Here is a 22,990-nt window from a genome sequence, read left to right on the forward strand (position 1 = left end):
TATAGAATATATCTAATTTTAGGTATATTTTTAATATATAGAGGTAAATAATTGATGGAAAAAATAATTACAGAATTAAAAAACAGTTTTACAGATGATCAATTTTTAGAATTTGCTGAAAAAATAAAAAAAGAAGCAGAAGTAATCAAAAAACAAAAACGTTTAAATGAAATTGATCAAAAATTTAGAGATAAAGGCATTATATGTCCTGATTGTAAATCTTATCATTGTGTTAAAAATGGTCATAATCCCGAAGGAAAACAAAAATATTTATGTAAAAAATGTCGTGCTAGTTTTGATGCTTTTCGTCATCATTTTACTTATTGAAGTCATTTAAATTATGAACAGTGAAATTTATTAATTCAAATTTCATTATTAGGACAATCTAGTAAAATAATTTCCCGTTTTATTAAAACAACACCAAAAACTGCTTGATATAATCGTCAAAAATTAATGCAATCAAAACAATTAGAAAATACTCAATTATAATTTAAAAAATTAAATGGTCAAATCCAAATTGATGAAACTTTTATTAAAGAAATCCATAAAGGTAATTTTAAAGATAAATTTGATAAACGAAAAACTCATCTTGATCCATTTTCAACTAATACCAAATGCTGTATTCAAATGGTAGTTGATAGCAATAATAATATTTTTGTTCAATCCACCAATACCAAACGATTACAAAAACAATGAATTATTGAAAATATGAATAAGCAATTAATTAAAGAAAAATCAATAATTATTTCTGACATGCAACCATTATATTTATTAGTAGCAAAACAAACAAATTCTACTCTATATTCTACCAAAACTAGTACAAACCCTGATACTAGTTATCGAAAGTTAAATAAGATTAGTAAATTACAATCGAGTCTTAAAGAAGCCTTAATTCATTATCATGGTTTGGGTTTCACTAATATTCAAAATTATTTAAATCTATGAAAATGAAAATACCAACATAAAGGTTTAACACCAAAACAACAATCAACGGTATTATATTTTAACGTTTAAAAAATTTAAAGCAAAATCATGATCTTAAACAAAATTATTTTTCAAATTGTCATATTGATGATTTTTTTATTTCATCAAGAGTTTTCGACAAAATTAAAGAAAAAATTTAGAAACAAGGATTAATGAATCAGCAAGTGAATCAAAATGATGATGAAGAAATGCCCCCAGTTCCCCCAAATGATTTCTAATTATTATTTTGCAAATTAGCTAATTTTAAATCAATGATTGTTAAAAAAATTTTATTGTTTGTTTGTTCATACATATAGTTGGCTCAAGCAATTCAGGTAATATTTTGATAATACATTCAAGCATTTACTTTTTCTTGTTCCGTAGGGGTTAGATTAAAAAGTTTAAATCAATACTTTTGTGCGGCTTTGGTTGGTAAAGTTTCTGATGCAAAAGAAGCAATGTCAAAAAATTTATCGTTTTGCATTGCATATTCAAAATCAATTAAATAAAGGTTTTGTTCTAAAAAAACTAAGTTCCCATCATTTAAATCATTATGGCATAAGACAAAATCATTTGATTGTAATTTGGCATAATTAAGGTTTGCTTCATAGGAATGTAAATCTACTAACGGTTTTTTAATTGCCGTTTTAAAATTTTCCAAAAATTGTTGTGGTTGAAAAATTTTAATTTGATCATGTGGTGTAATTTTAATTTCTCATAATTTTTGAATTAATGTGGCAGTAGCCTCCAAAACTTGATTAGTAAGTTTAACAGCACTAAGCGGTTGTAATGTTGGATAATAAGGAGTTACTAAGAAAAAGTGGTTATTATCATAACCATAGTCAATAATTGGTAGGGTCAATGTGGTATTTTTAATTTTTTCTAAAACATAAATTTCGTTTTGGTGATCAATAAACAAATTGGTAAAAGGATTACTATAACGAATAAAAAGATTATCGATTGTTTGATAGTTTTCATTGGTAATTCCTAAATTTAATTTTGTTTTAATTTTATATTTCATCATTGGCGTAACTTCCATTCTTTAAATTCTTAATTTTATTATACAATATATGTAATTAAGAAAAGCGAGGAAATCGGGAATGAAAGAAATTTGAATTGCAACTAGTAATAAAAACAAAGTGCGAGAATTTCAGGACATGTTTCAAAATGTTAACATAATCGTTAAATCATTATTAGATTTAACAAATCCGATTCCTGAAATTCCAGAAACAGGAACAACATTCAAAGAAAATGCTTTTTGCAAAGCAGATTTTTTAAGTAAATTAATTAACAAGCCAGTTTTAGCGGATGATTCAGGATTAGAGATTATTGGTTTGGACCATTTTCCAGGGGTTAATACGCGGCGATGAGCGTATCCAATTACTGATAACAAAATTATTAATGATTTATTAATTGAAAAATGTCAATTATTAGAGCGCCGTGATGCCCAAGCAATTTGTGCATTATGTTATATTGACCCAATTAAAGAGGTAAGAATGTTCTTTGAGGGGGTTACAGAGGGCCTTATTACCGACAAAGCGATTGGGCATAATGCCTTTGGTTATGACACAATTTTTTTGATACCAGAACTTGGGCGGACATATGCTGAATTAACTTTAACAGAAAAAAATAAATATTCGCATCGGGGGTAAGCATTTGAGGCTTTTAAGAAATGATGATTAGGAGAGTAAGATGAAGATAACTAAAAAAATTAACATTGTTTTATTTGAACCAGAAATTGCGCAAAATGTTGGGGCGATTATGCGAACTTGTGTCGCAATTAATGCAAAGCTACATTTAATTGAACCATTTGGTTTTATTTTTGATGAACGTTTTATTGCTCGTAGTAGTGCAAATTATATTGAGTATGCTGATTATGAATTATATAATGATTGGAATCATTTTTTAAAATTAAATCCAAATCTAAATTTATATTGTGCGACGCGTTATGCAAAGCAACCACATAGTGCTGTTGATTTTACCAAAGACAAAAGTCTTTTTATCTTATTTGGTCGCGAATCAACAGGGATTCCAACGGGAATTTTAAAAGAGAATTTAACCCGCACTTTTCGAATTCCAATGTCTGAGCATGTTCGTAGTTTAAATATTGCAAATACGGTTGGCATTGTGGGTTATGAAATAATGCGACAATTAGACTATCCGGGCTTATCAAAAGTTGAACTTCAAAAAGGAGAAGATTTCTTGCAACAAGATTAACAATGCATTTTATGAATTTTTTTCTTGTTTTTGAAAATATTTTTTTATAATTCTTTTAGTATTGAGTTATATTGGTGTTTTTAGAAAGGATGATTAAAAAATGAATCAAGTGATGTTAGTTGGACAAGTAGAAGGAACGTATGAAATTATTTATGATAAAAAAGAAGCAGAACGAAAACTAATGAAATTTTTACTAAAGATTCAACGCCCTTTTAAAAATAAAGATGGTAACTATGATAGTGATTTAGTTAATGTTAAAGTATGAACAAATAATATCGATGATTTAGATATTAGTCTGCGGGATAAAGCAATTATTGCAGTTAAAGGACGGATTCAATCGTTTCGTTCGAATAATTTTGACGAAGAAAATTATTATAACGATATAATTGCTGATCGTGTCACGTATTTAAGCAGTTTTAACTAGAATTACTTAACATTATTAACTTAATACAAATTAGCCATTTTTAGTATGATGGCTTTTTTTATTATTTTTATTAAAATTTAACAAATCTATAATATAATAATTAAAGATTAAAAGGTAAAGGAGTAAGAAAAATGACTTTTAGTAATATTAAAAATCAAGATTTTCATAAATGATTATTTTCTGCTCATACCAATAATATGATAATGTGCCGCTAATTTAAGTAAATTTAATAATATTTAAAATCAATAATCAATTATTTTAGAAATAGAAAGTAGTTGATTAGTATGGCAAAAAAACAAAAAAAACTTGAAAAATTATTACAGGATAAAATTTTAACAACTAATTTATTAGATCTAAAAAAAGAGGTTTCTTTTCGTGGCTTAGTACCGTTGTTATTATTTGTCATTTTATTTATTTTAGTGGGAATTATTTTAGATATTTTTAAACAAGAGATTTTTTCAAAAAATAATCCAATGGGGTTTTATTTAATATTTACTCCAATTATTATTTTAATTCCAACGATTATTGGTTTTTTAATTATTAAAGGAAATTTTACAACAAAACTAAATGCCTTTTTGAAAGGTAGTGTCGATCAAAATATTTTAATTATGGTGTTTATTTATTTATTGTCGGGATCATTTGCTCAACTGATGAATACAATTGGGGCTTCTTCTGCAATTGCTTTTTTAGGGTTTAAGGTTATTCCGCCCACTATTTTAGTAGGGGGAGTTTTTCTAATAAGTGCTGTTATTTCAACAGCAATGGGAACTAGTGTTGGAACAATTGTTGCTTTTGGTCCAATTGCGTTTGGTATGGCTTCGCAAGCACAATTAAATTTAGCAATGGTAGCCGGGGCATTATTGTGTGGGGCAATGTTTGGTGATGATTTATCAATTATTTCCGACACAGCGATTGCATCATGTCGTACCCAAGATGTAACCCCTAAAAGTCGCTTTTTATTTAATTAAAAAATATTACTTGTGGCAGCAATTATTACAATTATTCTTTTTTTCACTATTACCTATGTAAAAGATGCAAAAGTACATAATGAGATTTGAATTTGATGACGAACATTATTGACAATTTTGCCATTTATAATTGTCTTGGCAGTTGCTTTAAGTGGGGTCAATGTTTTTATAGTTTTAATTAGCGGAATTTTTTCTGCAATTATTATTGGTTTTAGTTTAAGTCAATTTAATCAATGAGTTACCACAACAGGCGAATTAACATCTTCTTATTTACCAACCTTAACTCCTGCTCGTATGTTAAATGGCGTTTTAAATCCAAGTGGGCATTTATTAAGTTGGATAGATAAATTTTTAGTAGCAACAGAGGCAATTAAAACTGGAATGTTATCCATGGCTGAAATTGCTTTTTTGGCTCTTTTTACAGGTGGTTTAGCGGGACTAAGTGAATTATCGGGTGGTCTTGAATGAGCAACCGCAAAAATTAATCAAAAAATTAAGGGAAAAAAAGTGCGGAATTTGGGATTGCAACTTTAACAAGTGTTGCGGATATTGCCTTAGCGAATAATACTATTGCGATTATTGTGATTGGTCCGATGGTAAAAGAAATTCGTCAAAAGTATAATTTAAATAAAAATAAAATCGCGGCCTTTGTATCTATTTTTCCAGCGGTGTTTCAAGGGTTAATTCCTTATGGAGCACAAATGTTAATTTTAGTTAGTATGGCTAATAACTATGTTGGAGTTAATCAAACAGCAATTTCCTTTTTTGATGTTTGAAAATATGCTTGATATCTATATTTATTATTTCTTTCCGCAATAATTTTTATCATTTTTGGTTGTTTAGAAAGATATTTAACAGCATCGTGGTGAAAAGGAATTACCAAAATATTTCGGAAAAACCAAGATTAAAATAATTATTTATATAATTATTTTTTTTATTAAAAAATATTAATATTTTTGATAAAAACACTTGCAAAAAAATATGGATTTTATATACTTATAAAGGTGTCAGTTAGTAATGGTTATTTATTAATGATGAATGAATATTTCTACACAATATATCGAAAAATTAATGCAAAAAAAAGTTAAAAGTCATTGACAATAATCACTAATTTTTGTATGATTTGAAAGGTGTTTTGTTGACACAAAAACGATCTTTGAAAACTAAACATAACAACAAAGATAATCATTTAATCAATGAATATCCGTCATTAAAGCTAGGAACAAAATCAAAATTTTTTAATGAGAGTTTGATCCTGGCTCAGGATAAACGCTGGCGGCATGCCTAATACATGCAAGTCGAACGGGGTGCTTGCACCCAGTGGCGAACGGGTGAGTAACACGTACCTAATCTACCTATTAGCGGGGGATAACAGTTGGAAACGACTGCTAATACCGCATACGATATTTTCTGGCATCAGAGAATGTTAAAAGGTCCGCTTAGATCACTAATAGATGAGGGTGCGGCGTATTAGCTAGTTGGTGGGGTAATGGCCTACCAAAGCAATGATACGTAGCCGAACTGAGAGGTTGAACGGCCACATCGGGACTGAGACACGGCCCGAACTCCTACGGGAGGCAGCAGTAGGGAATTTTTCACAATGGGCGAAAGCCTGATGGAGCAATGCCGCGTGACTGAAGACGGTCTTCGGATTGTAAAGGTCTGTTGTAAGGGAAGAACAGTAAGTATAGGAAATGATACTTATTTGACGGTACCTTACCAGAAAGCCACGGCTAACTATGTGCCAGCAGCCGCGGTAATACATAGGTGGCAAGCGTTATCCGGATTTATTGGGCGTAAAGCGTGCGCAGACGGTTTAACAAGTTTGGGGTCAAATCCTGGAGCTTAACTCCAGTTCGCCTTGAAAACTGTTAAACTAGAGTGTAGGAGAAGTCGATGGAATTCCATGTGTAGCGGTGAAATGCGTAGATATATGGAGGAACACCAGTGGCGAAGGCGGTCGACTGGCCTATCACTGACGTTTAGGCACGAAAGCGTAGGGAGCAAATAGGATTAGATACCCTAGTAGTCTACGCCGTAAACGATGAGTACTAAGTGTCGGACTAAGTTCGGTGCTGCAGCTAACGCATTAAGTACTCCGCCTGAGTAGTATGCTCGCAAGAGTGAAACTCAAAGGAATTGACGGGGACCCGCACAAGCGGTGGAGCATGTGGTTTAATTCGAAGCAACGCGAAGAACCTTACCAAGGCTTGACATCCAGTGCAAAGCTGTAGAAATACAGTAGAGGTTAACATTGAGACAGGTGGTGCATGGTTGTCGTCAGCTCGTGCCGTGAGGTGTTTGGTTAAGTCCAGTAACGAGCGCAACCCTTGCCGTTAGTTACTCCATTAAGTTGAGATACTCTAACGGGACTGCTAGTGTAAGCTAGAGGAAGGTGGGGATGACGTCAAATCATCATGCCCCTTATGTCTTGGGCTACACACGTGCTACAATGGCCGGTACAAACAGTTGCGATCTCGCAAGAGGGAGCTAATCTGAAAAAACCGGTCTCAGTTCGGATTGAGGGCTGCAACTCGCCCTCATGAAGCCGGAATCGCTAGTAATCGCGAATCAGCAATGTCGCGGTGAATATGTTCTCGGGTCTTGTACACACCGCCCGTCACACCATGAGAGTTGATAATACCAGAAGTCGGTATTCTAACCGTAAGGAGGAAGCCGCCCAAGGTAGGATTGATGATTAGGGTGAAGTCGTAACAAGGTATCCGTACGAGAACGTGCGGATGGATCACCTCCTTTCTATGGAGTTATTACTTTATAGTAATTTAATTAGCTTTAATGGCAGTTATGTTTAGTTTTCAGGGATTAGTTTCTCTGACAATAACAAGAAAAAGTTATTGAAATTGTTCTTTGAAAACTGGATAATAGACATCTATTTATTTTAATCATATGATTAAAATAACAATAATTCAAAATTTCTGTTATTTTTTAAAAAATAACTAAAATTTCACAGTTATATTTGTAAATGATTCTCAAAACTGATTTAAAAATCAGGTCAAATAATTAATAAACTTTGAAGTTACAAAGGGCGTATGGTGAATGCCTTGGGAATAGGAGACGATGAAGGACGTGACTACCTGCGATAAGGTTCGGGGAGCTGGAAGTAAGCTTTGATCCGGACATGTCCGAATGGGGGAACCCGGTGAGATTAATCTCTCATCATCCTATAATGAATAAATAGTTATAGTGAAGGTATACCTAGGGAATTGAAACATCTCAGTACCTAGAGGAAAAGAAAGCGAAAGCGATTCTCTTAGTAGCGGCGAGCGAACGGGGAACAGCCCAAACCAGATTTATCTGGGGTTGTAGGACCATATGAGTAGAGTTACAAAACTTGTTTATAGTAGAAATGGTTGGGAAACCATGCCACAGAGGGTGATAGTCCCGTATACGAAATGAACAAGACTCGAAATGGAATCCTGAGTACGGCGAGACACGTGAAATCTTGTCGGAATCAACGCGGACCACCGCGTAAGGCTAAATACTACCTATTCACCGATAGTGAACCAGTACCGTGAGGGAAAGGTGAAAAGCACCCCGGGAGGGGAGTGAAATAGTACCTGAAACCATATGCCTACAAGAAGTCGGAGCCCGTTAATGGGTGACGGCGTGCCTTTTGTAGAATGAGCCGGCGAGTTATGATAGCATGCAAGGTTAAGTAGAAGATACGGAGCCGTAGTGAAAGCGAGCCTTAATAGGGCGTTTAGTATGTTGTCATAGACCCGAAACCAGGTGATCTAGCCATGAGCAGGTTGAAGTTGAGGTAAAACTTAATGGAGGACCGAACCGACGTTCGTTGAAAAGACCGCGGATGACTTGTGGCTAGCGGTGAAATTCCAATCGAACCTGGAGATAGCTGGTTCTCCCCGATATAGCTTTAGGGCTAGCGTCGAGGTTAGCAAGTTGGAGGTAGAGCACTAAATGTATGATGGCCCCACCTAGGGGTACTGAATACAATTAAACTCCGAATGCCAATTTTGTATACTCGGCAGTCAGTACATGGGTGATAAGGTCCATGTACGTGAGGGAAACAGCCCAGATCATCAGCTAAGGTCCCAAAATTTATGCTAAGTGTGTAAGGATGTGAAGTCGCTTAGACAGCTAGGAGGTTGGCTTAGAAGCAGCCACCCTTTAAAGAGTGCGTAACAGCTCACTAGTCGAGTAACTTTGCGCCGAAAATGTACCGGGGCTAAGCATAATACCGAAGCTATGGGTTTTGTATATTTATATACAGGGCGGTAGGGGAGCGTTCTAACAGGGATGAAGGTAGACCGTGAGGACTGCTGGACTGGTTAGAAGTGAGAATGCCGGCATGAGTAACGTTTGAGGGTGAGAATCCCTCATGCCGTTTGACCAAGGTTTCCTGGGCAAGGTTCGTCCACCCAGGGTTAGTCAGGACCTAAGGCGAGGCCGAAAGGCGTAGTCGATGGACAACAGGTTGATATTCCTGTACCACCATATAAAACGATGGAGTGACGGAGAAGGATAGTATATCCCGGTTAATGGATTCCGGGCTAAGCACAAAGAGGGTAAGGTTGGCAAATCCGCCTTGCATAACCTTGAAGTGTGATGGGGAGCGAACGGTTCGCCTAGTAGCGAAGTATATGACTCCATGCTTCCAAGAAAAGCTTCTAGTACTATTTATATGGTGCCTGTACCTAGAACGAACACACGTGGTCAAGGAGAGAATCCTAAGGCAAGCGAGATAACTGTAGCTAAGGAACTCTGCAAAATAACCCCGTAAGTTAGCGAGAAGGGGTGCTCATAGCAATATGAGCCGCAGTGAAGAGGAAGGGGCAACTGTTTAGCAAAAACACAGCTCTCTGCAAAGTCGTAAGACGAAGTATAGGGGGTGACGCCTGCCCAGTGCTGGAAGGTTAAGGGGATTAGTTAGCATTAGCGAAGCTTTGAACCGAAGCCCCAGTGAACGGCGGCCGTAACTATAACGGTCCTAAGGTAGCGAAATTCCTTGTCAGGTAAGTTCTGACCCGCACGAAAGGCGTAATGATCCCTTCGCTGTCTCGGCTGCAGACTCGGTGAAATTTTAGTACCTGTGAAGATGCAGGTTACCCGCAACTAGACGGAAAGACCCCATGGAGCTTTACTATAGCTTGATATTGGGTTTTGATATAGCATGTATAGGATAGGTGGGAGACTTTGAAGCAGCGACGCTAGTTGTTGTGGAGTCACCCTTGGAATACCACCCTTGCTATGTCGAAATCCTAACCTAGATCTGTAATCCAGATCAGAGACAGTGTCAGGTGGGTAGTTTGACTGGGGCGGTCGCCTCCTAAAATGTAACGGAGGCGCCCTAAGGTACCCTCAGTATGGTCGGAAATCATACATAGAGCGCAAAGGTAGAAGGGTGCTTGACTGTGAGACTTACAAGTCGAACAGGAGCGAAAGCTGGGCTTAGTGATCCGGCGGTCCCGTGTGGAAGGGCCGTCGCTCAACGGATAAAAGTTACCCTGGGGATAACAGGCTGATCTCCCCCAAGAGTTCACATCGACGGGGAGGTTTGGCACCTCGATGTCGGCTCATCGCATCCTGGAGCTGAAGTTGGTTCCAAGGGTTGGGCTGTTCGCCCATTAAAGCGGTACGCGAGCTGGGTTCAGAACGTCGTGAGACAGTTTGGTCCCTATCTGTTGTGGGCGTAGGAAATTTGAAGAGATCTGTCTCTAGTACGAGAGGACCGGGATGGACATACCGCTGGTGCTCCAGTTGTCACGCCAGTGGCACAGCTGGGTAGCTATGTGTGGAAATGATAATCGCTGAAGGCATCTAAGCGAGAAGCATACTTTAAGATGAGATTTCCCATCCTTTATGGAGTAAGACCCCTTGAAGACGACAAGGTTGATAGGTTGGGTGTGTAAGCACGGCGACGTGTTCAGCTAACCAATACTAATAGGTCGAGGACTTCAGAAAAGCGAGAGCTTATTTACAAATTTTAGAATGTTTATTATCTAGTTTTGAGAGGATAATTCCACTCAAGTAATCTGGTGCTTATGGTGTAGTGGGCACACCCGTTCCCATCCCGAACACGGAAGTTAAGCACTATTACGTCGACGATAGCCGCAAGGTGAAAATAGGGCAGTGCCAGGTTAAAAAAAAGACTTTTTAAAGTCTTTTTTTGTTTTCAGGGATTAAATTTTGACATAAAAAAATGCATTATTATTTTGGATAATGCATTGTATAAACATTGAAATATAAGTTTTGTTTTTTAAAACCAAGTTTTTGATATAATGGTAAACCATGTGGTGTTGCAACTAACCCGGCATATTGGTAATTAGCTTGTTTTGCTTGTTTTAAGAGATGAATTAACATTTCTTTGGCATAACCTTGTTTCTGATGATCACTATGCGTTGCAATGTCATCAATAATTGCTAATTCTGGTTCAAAGTATAAGTTTCCTGTGGAGACAGGAATTTGATTTTTGGTTAAAATTGTAAAATAACTAATTTTTTCGGTCTGATTTAATTCTCAAATTGACTGATATTTTGCCAGATCAATTAGTGATAAATCAAAGGCACTTTTGATAACTTTAATAACATCATGCACAATAGTTTGAGTTGTTACTTCCTGAAATTTTTCATCGGTATTTGTTCGATTAGCAGTGGTAAAAGTTGTTAGATCGATTAACATTCCTAATGCTGTTTCAAAATGTTGGAGTCCACTTTTTTCAAAAAAGGATTTTTCAGCTTGGTTATTATCAATCGTAATTGTGCATCATGTAAACGGTGTTTTAGTTTTGTGATATTCGTCAATAATTTCTCCTGCTTTGGCAAATTGATTGGCGGTTGCTAAATGGGAACTAACTACGATATTTAAATTACTTTTTGAAGTTGGATAGGTTAAGATAAATTGGACAACAATAATGTAGAGTAAATATTTATAATTAAATTACAATGGAGGTGTAATTATGGCAAAGAATCATTATACCGATGAATTTAAGCAACAAATTGTTGGTCTTTACAAAATGGGTCAAACTCCTGAACAATTAGCCAATGATTACCAAATTGGTAAATCTACTGTTTGGAAATGAGCTCACCAATTTAGTAACTCGGACTCATTTAAAGCTAAAGACAATAGAACGCCAGAAGAAAACGAATTAATTCAATTACGTAAAAAAGTTAAACAATTAGAAATGGAAAATGACATTTTAAAGCAAGCAACACTGATAATCGGCAAAAAATAGCAATCATTAAAAATAACAAAGCAAAATATCCAATTATTAATTTATGTAAAACATTGAAATTGGCTAGATCAACATATTACTATCAATTAAAAGCAAATAATCCCAAGAATAATCAAAACATTGATAATGCTGTTATCAGTATTTTTCTAAAAAGTCGTAAAAATTATGGAACAAGAAAAATTAAAATCATGCTAGCTCAGCAAAATATTATATTATCTCGTGTAAAGATTAGTAAAATAATGAGAAAATATAACTTAATTTCAAATTATACAAAAATCAAATACAAACATTCAAATACAAGCAATGTTACATATAAATATAATAATTTATTAAATCAAGAATTTAATAATTATAAACTACATGAAGTTGTTGTCAGTGATTTAACATATGTTTTTATTAATAATAAATGATATTATGTTTGCTTTCTAATTGATTTATTTAATCGTGAAATTATTAGTTATGATGTTAGTTTACACAAAAATGCAAAATTAGTTAAAAATACCTTTAATAAACTTAACTTTACATTAAATGATATTAAAATATTTCACACTGATCAAGGTAGTGAATTTAACAACAATCTTATTTATAACTTTTTAACTAAAAATAACATTCAAAAGTCTTACAGTAAACCAGGTTGTCCTTATGACAATGCTGTTGCGGAATCAACATACAAAATTTTTAAAACTGAATTTATTAAAAATAATAAATTTAAAAACATTGAGCAGTTTAAATTAAAATTATTTGATTACATTAATTGGTACAATAATATTCGAATTCATAGCAAACTAAATTATTTAACACCAGTAAAATACAGAAATTATTACTCTACATAAAATTTGTCCAAAAAACCCTTGCCATTCCAACTTATTGCAAAAATATAATTTAAATTTAAATTATCAAAAAAAAAAAAAAAAAAAACACCAATAAAATAATTAGTGTAAATTGTTAATTAACGTGAAGCTTGATCTAATAATTTTTGTCACTTTTGTGCTTCTTTTTCTCAAGATTCTTTTGATAAAATCATTTTTCGCTCATGCATTGCACTTTTAATTCGTGAAATATTTGTTAAACGGGCTTGTTTTTTTGCACGTTCTTCATACAATACATTATTTTTTGCAATTTCTTCTTTGCGTTTTTGCTCTAACAGAATAATTTTTTCTTGTTCAATTTTAGCACCATCTTTTATTTTTACCGAAGCCTTAATCTCTTTTTGTTTTGCAATTGCAATTTTTTCTTCTCATTTCTTGGCAGCGGCAAGACATGCTTCATTATTCTTTTTGATTCATTCTTCACGCATTTGTTCTTCTTTTGCTGCTTTTTCATCAGCCTTAGTAGTTAAATCTTTACCATCTTCAATAATTTGATTAATTAAATCAATCACTGGTAGTTCTTCTTGCATAACAACTTTCTTTTTTATTGCCATAAATAAACTCCTCATCTTTTTATGTTTCGTTCCTATGTAAAAATATTTATTGATATTTTCACATAGACTATATCAATTATATCAAATAATTAAATTAATTAAAGTAATTGCACCAATTTATTAGAAAGAAAATTTTAAAAAAATATTGATTAAATAAAAAAATGATAAAATTATATATATTACAAAGGAGATAAAATATGTTAAATTTTAACGATAAAAGACTAAATAATTTAGTAGCAAGTTTTATGCATTATATGGTAGACCCGAAACATGATGGGGGAAATCAAATCATTGAAACTGATTATAAAAATTTTTTCCATTACATTGATTCGCGAACTTGGAATGGCAAGGGTTTTTTGGACAAATTTTATGTAGAGTAATAATTTCTGTATTTTACTGGTGTTAAATAATTTAGTTTGCTATGAATTCGAATATTATTGTACCAATTAATGTAATCAAATAATTTTAATTTAAACTGCTCAATGTTTTTAAATTTATTATTTTTAATAAATTCAGTTTTAAAAATTTTGTATGTTGATTCCGCAACAGCATTGTCATAAGGACAACCTGGTTTACTGTAAGACTTTTGAATGTTATTTTTAGTTAAAAAGTTATAAATAAGATTGTTGTTAAATTCACTACCTTGATCAGTGTGAAATATTTTAATATCATTTAATGTAAAGTTAAGTTTATTAAAGGTATTTTTAACTAATTTTGCATTTTTGTGTAAACTAACATCATAACTAATAATTTCACGATTAAATAAATCAATTAGAAAGCAAACATAATATCATTTATTATTAATAAAAACATATGTTAAATCACTGACAACAACTTCATGTAGTTTATAATTATTAAATTCTTGATTTAATAAATTATTATATTTATATGTAACATTGCTTGTATTTGAATGTTTGTATTTGATTTTTGTATAATTTGAAATTAAGTTATATTTTCTCATTATTTTACTAATCTTTACACGAGATAATATAATATTTTGCTGAGCTAGCATGATTTTAATTTTTCTTGTTCCATAATTTTTACGACTTTTTAGAAAAATACTGATAACAGCATTATCAATGTTTTGATTATTCTTGGGATTATTTGCTTTTAATTGATAGTAATATGTTGATCTAGCCAATTTCAATGTTTTACATAAATTAATAATTGGATATTTTGCTTTGTTATTTTTAATGATTGCTATTTTTTGCCGATTATCAGTGTTGCTTGCTTTAAAATGTCATTTTCCATTTCTAATTGTTTAACTTTTTTACGTAATTGAATTAATTCGTTTTCTTCTGGCGTTCTATTGTCTTTAGCTTTAAATGAGTCCGAGTTACTAAATTGGTGAGCTCATTTCCAAACAGTAGATTTACCAATTTGGTAATCATTGGCTAATTGTTCAGGAGTTTGACCCATTTTGTAAAGACCAACAATTTGTTGCTTAAATTCATCGGTATAATGATTCTTTGCCATAATTACACCTCCATTGTAATTTAATTATAAATATTTACTCTACATTATTGTTGTCCAATTTATCTTAACCTATCCAATCACAAATAACGGATATTATTAAATTCGATGTCGAAAAAAATACAAGCGAAATTGTGTATAAAGGTAGTATCTGAGGGGCAGAAATATTTGATACATGTGGAATTATTTTAAATGATAAAATTTATTATGGAACTATTAGTACAGGAATTTTTGAATACAATTTAAAAAATACTTTTTAAACATAAATAATTTATTACAATTAAGTTAGCATTCGGATTCTTAATGTAGATAAGTTAACTGTTGGTATATGAGAATATTATTTTGATTTTTTTAGATAAAGATTTGAACTAGTGAGGATTTTTAAATAAATTTTATAATAATTACTAAAAAGACTGATTCTTCAGTCTTTTTTCGTTATTTAGTAAGATATATCTGTAATACTTAAAGTCAGTTAAATGTTTGATAATAAGTGAAGGATTAATAAAACTACGAATTTATATTATTTTAAAACCAAATCAGGGATTAATAAAGGATTTGTTTAAATAGTTGTGCTAAAAATGGGCGCATTAATTATACCATTTCCAATTGCATTATATATTTATTTTTTGGTCGTTTTAGGATATAATTAATGTATAACGTTTTTTGGGCAAAAGTTAGAATGGGTGCTAAATAATGAAAAGCAATGATATTAAAATTTTAAAAATTAAACCAATTAAGCAAGACATTCTTTATAATAAGCATTCTGATTATCAAGAGGCTTCTTTAATTACTAAGTCACATTTTTTGGGGGATGAAAATAGACATTTTTTTAATAATGATATTTTTGTTGCGAAAGCATTTATGCAACCACATCAGCCAGAATACAAGCAATCATCTTGATCAGGGGAAAGTCGTGAATTAACATTAAATCTTGATAATCCCGATGCTTTGAAAGTATTACATAATCAAGCAGAAAAATTAGAACAAGAAAAAACAAATTTTTATCAACGATTAGATAAAATTAAAACAACGTTTGATGAAAAAGGAATACCTCATTCTGATGATTATTTGCAAGAACCACCATTAATGACAAAAAAAGTTGATTTAGCATCTTTTAATAATAATAGAGGTGATCGTGTTACTACAAATGACCGACTTGAAGATAAACGGGCAGCTTTAAAAGTCCAAGCGCGAGCAGTGGCTCAGAAGATTGTTCAGAAAAATCAACAAGAATTGTCGAAAACAACTGAAGAAGTTATTAAGAAGGACAATATTTCGAAACCAAGATCAATTTTAGATATTCATTTTCCTAAAAAGACTTTAGTAAATTCAACTCCAAAAAAAGATATTATTGTTACACAAAGTTATAATAATAAAGCATCAACTAAACAAGACTCTGGACAAGTAAATCCCCAACCAACTTTTACTAGCAAAATAAATTCCCTTAAACAAGAAGAAAAACAGCAGCGTTCAAATGATCTTGAATCATTAGGAAAGAACCAAGAAAGCTGAGATGTTAAATTAGATCGTTCAGTTCCTTGTGATGGACAAAATTGTGATACAACAGATGCTATGGAGTGAGATATTACAAAAAGACCAAATTTAGGTCCTGATCACACTACTAATAAAAATTATTATCAGGGGCAAATTAATAAGCAATTAGAACCCAAACCCGTTGCCGTGCCCTTAAAAAAAAGCATTGAAATTGAAGAACCTCGTACAATTCAAATTGAAGAGCCAGTAGGAAGTTATTGAATAAATAATTTTTATACTAGTTTATTTGAGACACCAGGACCAATGGCTGATATGTCAAAAGCAGCAGGGAATGTTGGAATTAAAAAAGGGCAAGAAAAAAGGCAAAAACAGGGTATGAATAAAGTTGATTCTGTAAAAGAAGAAACAAAAAGTAATATCCTGCAACCAACGACTTTTTTAAGTAATAATTATAAAATTCAACAATTACCAAATGGAAGACAACGAATTTATAAAATTAATAATATTATTATGTGACGTAGTCCAATTATTTTGATTGCTCGACTTATGGCCATTATTGGTTTAATTATTTTATGTAGTACTTTTCTAATATTTAGTAATTGAATTAATAATTCATCATTAGATATATATAATTTTATTACAATAACTTTTGGTAAATTTGATTTTATTCAGTCCAATCAAAATTATCTTTTGGTTAACCGGTTATTTATGATTGTATTAATTAGTATTTATGCAATTGTTATTATTTTACCACTTTGTAGTATTTCTAATTTTAAAATTCAACTATACTTTTTTCTGCCACTTAGTTTAATATTTTTAGGGAGTTTAATGGCAATTGCCTTGTATGGATATCTTTACAATAATAATAATTTTGTTTTAAAGAATAATATTATGCATATTATTAGTTATAGTTTCTTAATAATAGCAAATTTGTTAATGTTAATTGGATTTTTTTATTTAAAGCATAAAAATAAGAATATTGTAAAACTAGGCAATTAATTGATTTTATGAAGCATAAAAAATGAAACACTAAGTTTTTCTTTAATTTTGTCGAAAACTCTTGATATTTATAGAATATATCTAATTTTAGGTATATTTTTAATATATAGAGGTAAATAATTGATGGAAAAAATAATTACAGAATTAAAAAACAGTTTTACAGATGATCAATTTTTAGAATTTGCTGAAAAAATAAAAAAAGAAGCAGAAGTAATCAAAAAACAAAAACGTTTAAATGAAATTGATCAAAAATTTAGAGATAAAGGCATTATATGTCCTGATTGTAAATCTTATCATTGTGTTAAAAATGGTCATAATCCCGAAGGAAAACAAAAATATTTATGTAAAAAATGTCGTGCTAGTTTTGATGCTTTTCGTCATCATTTTACTTATTGAAGTCATTTAAATTATGAATAGTGAAATTTATTAATTCAAATTTCATTATTAGGACAATCTAGTAAAATAATTTCCCGTTTTATTAAAACAACACCAAAAACTGCTTGATATAATCGTCAAAAATTAATGCAATCAAAACAATTAGAAAATACTCAATTAAAATTTAAAAAATTAAATGGTCAAATCCAAATTGATGAAACTTTTATTAAAGAAATCCATAAAGGTAATTTTAAAGATAAATTTGATAAACGAAAAACTCATCTTGATCCATTTTCAACTAATACCAAATGCTGTATTCAAATGGTAGTTGATAGCAATAATAATATTTTTGTTCAATCCACCAATACCAAACGATTACAAAAACAATGAATTATTGAAAATATGAATAAGCAATTAATTAAAGAAAAATCAATAATTATTTCTGACATGCAACCATTATATTTATTAGTAGCAAAACAAACAAATTCTACTCTATATTCTACCAAAACTAGTACAAACCCTGATACTAGTTATCGAAAGTTAAATAAGATTAGTAAATTACAATCGAGTCTTAAAGAAGCCTTAATTCATTATCATGGTTTGGGTTTCACTAATATTCAAAATTATTTAAATCTATGAAAATGAAAATACCAACATAAAGGTTTAACACCAAAACAACAATCAACGGTATTATATTTTAACGTTTAAAAAATTTAAAGCAAAATCATGATCTTAAACAAAATTATTTTTCAAATTGTCATATTGATGATTTTTTTATTTCATCAAGAGTTTTCGACAAAATTAAAGAAGTTTTTTAAACTTAGTGTTTTAATGTTAAAATAATATTATTCATTATATTATTTAATAAAGGAAGGGAATATAAATGGAAAAAGTTGTCGTTGGTTTATCAGGAGGGGTTGATTCTTCTGTTTGTTTATATTTATTGCAACAAGCAGGTTATCAGGTTGAAGGATTATTCATGCGAAATTGAGATAGTCAATTAAATAATGATATTTTAGGAAATAAAGAAATTAATAGTCCTATTTGTCCCCAAGAAGCTGATTATAATGATGCATTAAAAGTTAGTACCACTTTAAATGTCCCATTACACCGGATTGATTTTATTAAAGAATATTGAGAATATGTTTTTAAATATTTTATTAGTGAATATCAAAAAGGACGCACTCCTAATCCAGATATTTTATGTAATAAATATATTAAATTTGATTATTTTTTAAAATATGCAATTAATAATTATCAAGCTGATTTTATTGCTATGGGGCATTATGCACGAGTACAATTTGATCAAGAAAGCAAAGAATATCAATTATTACGAGGGATTGATCGGGACAAAGACCAAACTTATTTTTTAAGTCAATTAAATCAACAACAGTTGGCAAAAACAATTTTTCCTTTAGGAAATTTAACAAAGACCGAAGTTCGTGCCATTGCAAAAGCACAAAATTTACCAACAGCAAATAAAAAAGATTCAACGGGAATTTGTTTTATTGGGGAACGTGATTTTAAAAGTTTTTTACAAAATTATATTCCAAATCAAAATGGTGAACTTGTTGATATTGAAACAAATCAAGTTGTGGGAACACATAATGGTATTATGTATTATACAATTGGCCAACGTCGGGGCTTAAATTTAGGTGGAATGAAAGAACCTTATTTTGTTGCTGGTAAAAATGTTGAAAAAAATATTTTATATGTTGCGAAAAGTAGTGAAGAAAAATGATTATATTCGACTAGTTGCCTTGTTACAGATGTTAATTGAATTAATACTTTTAAAGATAATGAATTTAATTGTACGGCAAAATTTCGTTATCGTCAAAAAGATATTTTAGTTAAAGTAACAATTTGTGGGGATAATAAATGTCTTGTTTATTTTGACACCAAAGTTAAAGCAATTACTCCTGGTCAAGTTGCTGTTTTTTATAATGGTGATGTTTGTCTTGGCGGTGGAATAATTGATGAGGTTTATTTAGATAATCAAAAATTATCTTATTTATAAGAGAGGGATTTTGTGATGGTGGAAAAGATACGAGGTTATTTAAAATTAATTGTTTTTGAATCAAAAAATGGCTATCGAATTTGTAAATTTCAATTAGAAAAAGATAAAACACATTTTATTTTTATTAAAGGTTTTTTATTAGCTCTTCAACCTGATCAATTATATGAATTAACTGGTGAGTTTGTATATCATGATCGTTATGGTGAAAATTTTGAAGTTAAAGAACTGCAACAAATTGCGCCAAGAAGTAATGATGAAGTTTTAAAATATTTAACTAGTAGTTTGTTTCCAACAATAGGTTCGAAAACAGCACAAATCATTATTGATTATTATCAAACTGATGTAATTAGCAGAATCAAGGAAAACACATTGGAATTAAAAAAAATTCCAGGGGTTACGACGAAACAAGCTAATATTATTACAAAATCATTTCAAGTAATGAGTCGGGATGATGAATTAAATCACCAGTTTAATCAAGAAGGATTATCGCTTCAAGTTTTATCATTATTAAAGACAAAATATAATGTTGATCAAATTTATGCGTTATTAACAAAAGACCCTTATTCATTGTTATTAAAAGATAATATTCCATTTAAAACAATTGACAAAATTTATTTGGCATTTAAACAAGATCCATTTAGCAATATTCGAATTGGATATTATGCCTGATATTTAGCAAAAGAATTTTGCAATAGTAGTGGTGATACTTATTTAACATTACAGGAATTAACAACTATTTTACAAAATAATTTTACTAATTTAACAAAAGAATTTATTTTAGCAGTCTTAAAATATATTAAAGAAATTAATGTATTAATTTTTAAAAATGAAAAGATTTATGTTGCCGAAATATATCACAGTGAATTAAATATTGCAACAATGTTAAATAGTTTAAATTCAACGGATCAATATGATGAAAAAAGAATAGGAGACCAGTTAGAGGATTTAACAGCTAAAAAGCAAATAAGTTATAATAAAAATCAAACAAAAGCAATTAAAGCTGCGATTTATTCTAACTTTTTAGTTATCATTGGGGGGCCCGGAACAGGAAAAACAACTGTTGTCGATGGCATTGTTAACATTTTAAAAAAAGTTTATAAACAATCAAAAATTGTCTTAGCTGCGCCAACAGGAAAAGCAGCTAAACGATTACGTGAAAAAACAGGACAAAAAGCATTAACAATTCATAAATTATTAAAATATGATGCTATTACAAATCAGTTTTTTTATAATGAAAATAATCCGTTGGAAAATGATATTTTAATTTTAGATGAAGTTAGTATGGTTGATAGTTTATTGTTATCGCAAATTGCAAAAGCTAGTTTAAATTTACGCAAATTAATTTTAATTGGTGATCCAAATCAATTACCTTCCGTTGCTTGCGGTGATATTTTACGCGATATTATTCAAAGTGATGTTTTTAATGTTATTAAATTAGAAGAAGTTTATCGTCAAGAAGCAGGAAATGACATTTTAGAATTAAGTTATGCAATTGAACAAGAACATTTTGAATATAATTTATTAAATAAAAAAGATATAACTTTTACGGAAGCCATTGATTCACATTTAATATTGACGACAGTTGGGGATTTATATCAGAAACTTTGTGAAGAAAAAGCAGAAGATTATAATGCAATTCAAGTGATTGCACCAATGTACAATGGTCCTGTTGGCATTAATATGTTAAATACTTATTTACAAAATAAAATGAATCCCGCTTATGGTCAAAAAGAAATTAAAATTGGTCATCGCATTTTTCGCATTAATGATAAAGTAATGCAGTTGAAAAATCGCCCCGAATTAGAAATTTATAATGGTGATGTGGGAATTATTATTGATATTAAAAAAGATAAAAACTTTAATGATATTTTATTAATAAGATATGACAATATTGTTGAATATAATAAAGAAATGTATTACGATATTGCATTGGCTTATGCATGTAGTGTTCATAAACTTCAAGGTAGTGAGTATGATAATATTATTTTTGTAATTGCAAAAAGTTTTTGAATTATGTTAAAGCGAAATTTAATATATACTGCAATTACCCGTGCAAAAAGAAACTTATATTTAATTGGTCAACAAAATGCTTTTTTATATGGAGTTAATAATTTGCCAAAAAAAAGACGTACAACATTACAAGAAGTTATTCGGGATGAATGTCTAGGGGATTAAGATAATTATTTTGGAAATAATATTTGATTACATATTTATAATTTGTTATTAATATTTCCGTTTAATTTAAATATCATAAGGCTTGCCAAACAATTAGTAAAATCTGAAAATTGTATACAATATATATTGTATACAATTTTATTTAGTGGTACACTTATATTGTCAATGTAAAGAAGGTGAAACATGGACAATATTTGAAGAATACATGATATTAAATTAGCAGATAAATTAACTCTAAATAAAATAGAAAAATTATTGGGAAGTGTTAATTTAAAATCAGATATTATTGAAGAATGTGCAGTTATATATGATGAAAGTAAAAATGTTATTGCAACAGTTAGTCGATATTTGAATACCTTAAAATGTTTAGCAATTGAACCAGCATATCAAGGCAACAATCTTGCTAATAAGCTAGTTACTTATATGATTCAAAGAATATATGATCAGGGGTGGAATGAGGTTTTTGTTTTTACAAAACCTGATTATTTTAGTACTTTTCAATCCTTGGGATTTAATATTATTTATCAAAATCATAATTTTGCTTTTCTAACTAATAGAGATGATTTATTTAAAAATTATTTAGATTATTTAGCAAAGGAGAAAACTAATTATAATAATGCTAGTGTAATTGTTATGAATGCTAATCCATTTACAAAAGGACATTTATTTTTAGTACAACAGGCTAGTTTAAAAAGTGATTTTGTTTATATTATTCCGGTTAAGGAATCAGGATCATTATTTACTTATCAACAACGAAAAACAATGATTGAATTGGGGATTCAAGAATTTAAGAATGTCAAACTTTTAGAAGGCAGCAATTATTTGGTGTCAAAAAATGTTTTTCCATCTTATTTCTTGTCTTCACCCTTGGCAGTTATTCAAGAACAAACTAATTTAGATGTTCATATTTTTGTTGATTATATTGCAAAAGCATTACAAATTAAAACCCGATTTGTTGGCGAAGAACCTTATTCATTAACTACTAATGAATATAATAAAACAATGAAAACAGTATTTATGGCTAATGATCTTAATTTAATCATTATTCCACGATTGAGTTTTAATGAGAAAGCAATTTCAGCGACAACTGCGCGCAAGTTATTTATTCAGGGTGATTTTGATGAATTACAAAGAATTGTACCTAAAACATCAGCCGATTTTTTGAAAAAATTAGATTATTTATCATATCAAAAATTATCAAATATTGATGATTTAATTAACAAAGATTACTAAAAATCCAAGGAGGATA

The 22,990-nt window shown here is 30.5% G+C and carries 21 protein-coding genes and 3 rRNA genes; 19 read left to right on the forward strand and 5 right to left on the reverse strand.

All coding sequences use genetic code 4. The features are described from left to right. Positions 1 to 54 precede the first annotated feature (54 nt). Together ACQH24_RS03175 and ACQH24_RS03180 are read left to right on the forward strand one after the other, a co-directional pair. Complete coding sequence (locus ACQH24_RS03175) at positions 55 to 489, forward strand: transposase (protein ID WP_425379605.1); 435 nt, start codon at positions 55 to 57, stop codon at positions 487 to 489. 51 nt (positions 490 to 540) lie between these two features. Next, on the forward strand, positions 541 to 1,014 hold the full coding sequence (locus tag ACQH24_RS03180; RefSeq protein ID WP_425380688.1) for a hypothetical protein: 474 nt from the start codon (positions 541 to 543) through the stop codon (positions 1,012 to 1,014). A gap of 184 nt (positions 1,015 to 1,198) precedes the next feature. Here ACQH24_RS03180 and ACQH24_RS03185 read toward each other — a convergent pair whose 3' ends face one another. Continuing rightward, positions 1,199 to 1,987: a phosphotransferase gene (locus ACQH24_RS03185; protein ID WP_425380538.1), complete on the reverse strand. Its 789-nt coding sequence runs from the start codon at positions 1,985 to 1,987 to the stop codon at positions 1,199 to 1,201. Positions 1,988 to 2,063: 76 nt separating this feature from the next. Between ACQH24_RS03185 and rdgB the strand changes: the two genes are divergently transcribed. From rdgB to rrf, 9 genes are all read left to right on the forward strand, one after another. Further along, complete coding sequence (gene rdgB / locus ACQH24_RS03190) at positions 2,064 to 2,615, forward strand: RdgB/HAM1 family non-canonical purine NTP pyrophosphatase (RefSeq protein WP_425380539.1); 552 nt, start codon at positions 2,064 to 2,066, stop codon at positions 2,613 to 2,615. Positions 2,616 to 2,655: 40 nt separating this feature from the next. Next, the gene (locus tag ACQH24_RS03195; RefSeq protein ID WP_425380540.1) at positions 2,656 to 3,180 is read left to right on the forward strand and encodes a tRNA (cytidine(34)-2'-O)-methyltransferase; all 525 of its coding nucleotides are present in this window, start codon (positions 2,656 to 2,658) and stop codon (positions 3,178 to 3,180) included. Positions 3,181 to 3,280: 100 nt separating this feature from the next. Then, entirely contained in the window at positions 3,281 to 3,604 is a 324-nt protein-coding gene (locus tag ACQH24_RS03200) for a single-stranded DNA-binding protein (protein ID WP_070406656.1), read from the forward strand. A 284-nt stretch (positions 3,605 to 3,888) separates the two neighbouring features. After that, positions 3,889 to 4,572 (forward strand): Na+/H+ antiporter NhaC family protein, encoded by a 684-nt coding sequence (locus ACQH24_RS03205; protein WP_425380541.1) that lies wholly within the window; start codon positions 3,889 to 3,891, stop codon positions 4,570 to 4,572. A gap of 12 nt (positions 4,573 to 4,584) precedes the next feature. Beyond that, on the forward strand, positions 4,585 to 5,106 hold the full coding sequence (locus ACQH24_RS03210) for a hypothetical protein (RefSeq protein WP_425380542.1): 522 nt from the start codon (positions 4,585 to 4,587) through the stop codon (positions 5,104 to 5,106). Between the two features lie 59 nt (positions 5,107 to 5,165). Beyond that, the gene (locus tag ACQH24_RS03215; RefSeq protein WP_425380543.1) at positions 5,166 to 5,480 is read left to right on the forward strand and encodes a hypothetical protein; all 315 of its coding nucleotides are present in this window, start codon (positions 5,166 to 5,168) and stop codon (positions 5,478 to 5,480) included. A 329-nt stretch (positions 5,481 to 5,809) separates the two neighbouring features. Further along, positions 5,810 to 7,329, forward strand: a 16S ribosomal RNA gene (locus ACQH24_RS03220). Positions 7,330 to 7,602: 273 nt separating this feature from the next. Further along, positions 7,603 to 10,515: ribosomal RNA gene (locus ACQH24_RS03225) — 23S ribosomal RNA — on the forward strand. Positions 10,516 to 10,585: 70 nt separating this feature from the next. After that, positions 10,586 to 10,692 (forward strand): 5S ribosomal RNA (gene rrf / locus ACQH24_RS03230). The 16S, 23S and 5S rRNA genes sit together here, the layout of an rRNA operon. A 69-nt stretch (positions 10,693 to 10,761) precedes the next feature. Here the strand turns inward: rrf and ACQH24_RS03235 are convergent. Beyond that, positions 10,762 to 11,232, reverse strand: a complete 471-nt coding sequence (locus tag ACQH24_RS03235; RefSeq protein WP_425380544.1) for a GNAT family N-acetyltransferase — start codon at positions 11,230 to 11,232, stop codon at positions 10,762 to 10,764. A 277-nt stretch (positions 11,233 to 11,509) separates the two neighbouring features. On the opposite strand from ACQH24_RS03235, the gene ACQH24_RS03240 reads away from it, so the two are divergent. Next, complete coding sequence (locus ACQH24_RS03240) at positions 11,510 to 11,785, forward strand: transposase (RefSeq protein ID WP_425379385.1); 276 nt, start codon at positions 11,510 to 11,512, stop codon at positions 11,783 to 11,785. A gap of 41 nt (positions 11,786 to 11,826) precedes the next feature. Then, a complete protein-coding gene (locus tag ACQH24_RS03245; RefSeq protein WP_425380682.1) occupies positions 11,827 to 12,618 on the forward strand; it encodes an IS3 family transposase in 792 nt (263 codons plus the stop codon). Positions 12,619 to 12,734: 116 nt separating this feature from the next. Here the strand turns inward: ACQH24_RS03245 and ACQH24_RS03250 are convergent, their stop codons facing one another. The 3 genes from ACQH24_RS03250 to ACQH24_RS03260 all read right to left on the reverse strand — a co-directional run bounded on the left by ACQH24_RS03250 (position 12,735) and on the right by ACQH24_RS03260 (position 14,684). Beyond that, complete coding sequence (locus ACQH24_RS03250) at positions 12,735 to 13,208, reverse strand: hypothetical protein (RefSeq protein ID WP_425380545.1); 474 nt, start codon at positions 13,206 to 13,208, stop codon at positions 12,735 to 12,737. Positions 13,209 to 13,575: 367 nt separating this feature from the next. Continuing rightward, positions 13,576 to 14,466 (reverse strand): IS3 family transposase, encoded by an 891-nt coding sequence (locus ACQH24_RS03255; RefSeq protein ID WP_425380681.1) that lies wholly within the window; start codon positions 14,464 to 14,466, stop codon positions 13,576 to 13,578. Beyond that, positions 14,409 to 14,684, reverse strand: a complete 276-nt coding sequence (locus tag ACQH24_RS03260; protein WP_425379385.1) for a transposase — start codon at positions 14,682 to 14,684, stop codon at positions 14,409 to 14,411. The genes ACQH24_RS03255 and ACQH24_RS03260 overlap by 58 nt, the downstream gene beginning before the upstream one ends. Before the next feature lie 690 nt (positions 14,685 to 15,374). Between ACQH24_RS03260 and ACQH24_RS03265 the strand changes: the two genes are divergently transcribed. The 6 genes from ACQH24_RS03265 (at position 15,375) to citC (ending at position 22,974) form a co-directional block, all read left to right on the forward strand. Continuing rightward, entirely contained in the window at positions 15,375 to 17,174 is a 1,800-nt protein-coding gene (locus ACQH24_RS03265) for an ABC transporter permease (protein WP_425380546.1), read from the forward strand. Positions 17,175 to 17,297: 123 nt separating this feature from the next. Then, positions 17,298 to 17,591: an IS1/IS1595 family N-terminal zinc-binding domain-containing protein gene (locus tag ACQH24_RS03270; RefSeq protein WP_425380547.1), complete on the forward strand. Its 294-nt coding sequence runs from the start codon at positions 17,298 to 17,300 to the stop codon at positions 17,589 to 17,591. Positions 17,592 to 17,696: 105 nt separating this feature from the next. Then, positions 17,697 to 18,257 (forward strand): transposase, encoded by a 561-nt coding sequence (locus ACQH24_RS03275; RefSeq protein WP_425379785.1) that lies wholly within the window; start codon positions 17,697 to 17,699, stop codon positions 18,255 to 18,257. 175 nt (positions 18,258 to 18,432) lie between these two features. After that, complete coding sequence (mnmA, locus tag ACQH24_RS03280; RefSeq protein ID WP_425380548.1) at positions 18,433 to 19,566, forward strand: tRNA 2-thiouridine(34) synthase MnmA; 1,134 nt, start codon at positions 18,433 to 18,435, stop codon at positions 19,564 to 19,566. A gap of 15 nt (positions 19,567 to 19,581) precedes the next feature. Further along, on the forward strand, positions 19,582 to 21,741 hold the full coding sequence (gene recD2, locus ACQH24_RS03285) for an SF1B family DNA helicase RecD2 (RefSeq protein WP_425380549.1): 2,160 nt from the start codon (positions 19,582 to 19,584) through the stop codon (positions 21,739 to 21,741). 183 nt (positions 21,742 to 21,924) lie between these two features. Further along, positions 21,925 to 22,974: a [citrate (pro-3S)-lyase] ligase gene (gene citC, locus ACQH24_RS03290; RefSeq protein WP_425380550.1), complete on the forward strand. Its 1,050-nt coding sequence runs from the start codon at positions 21,925 to 21,927 to the stop codon at positions 22,972 to 22,974. The last annotated feature ends 16 nt before the right edge of the window (positions 22,975 to 22,990 follow it).

It is taken from the genome of Spiroplasma endosymbiont of Stenodema calcarata (assembly GCF_964031205.1).
GTDB lineage: Bacteria > Bacillota_I > Bacilli_A > Mycoplasmatales > Mycoplasmataceae > Spiroplasma.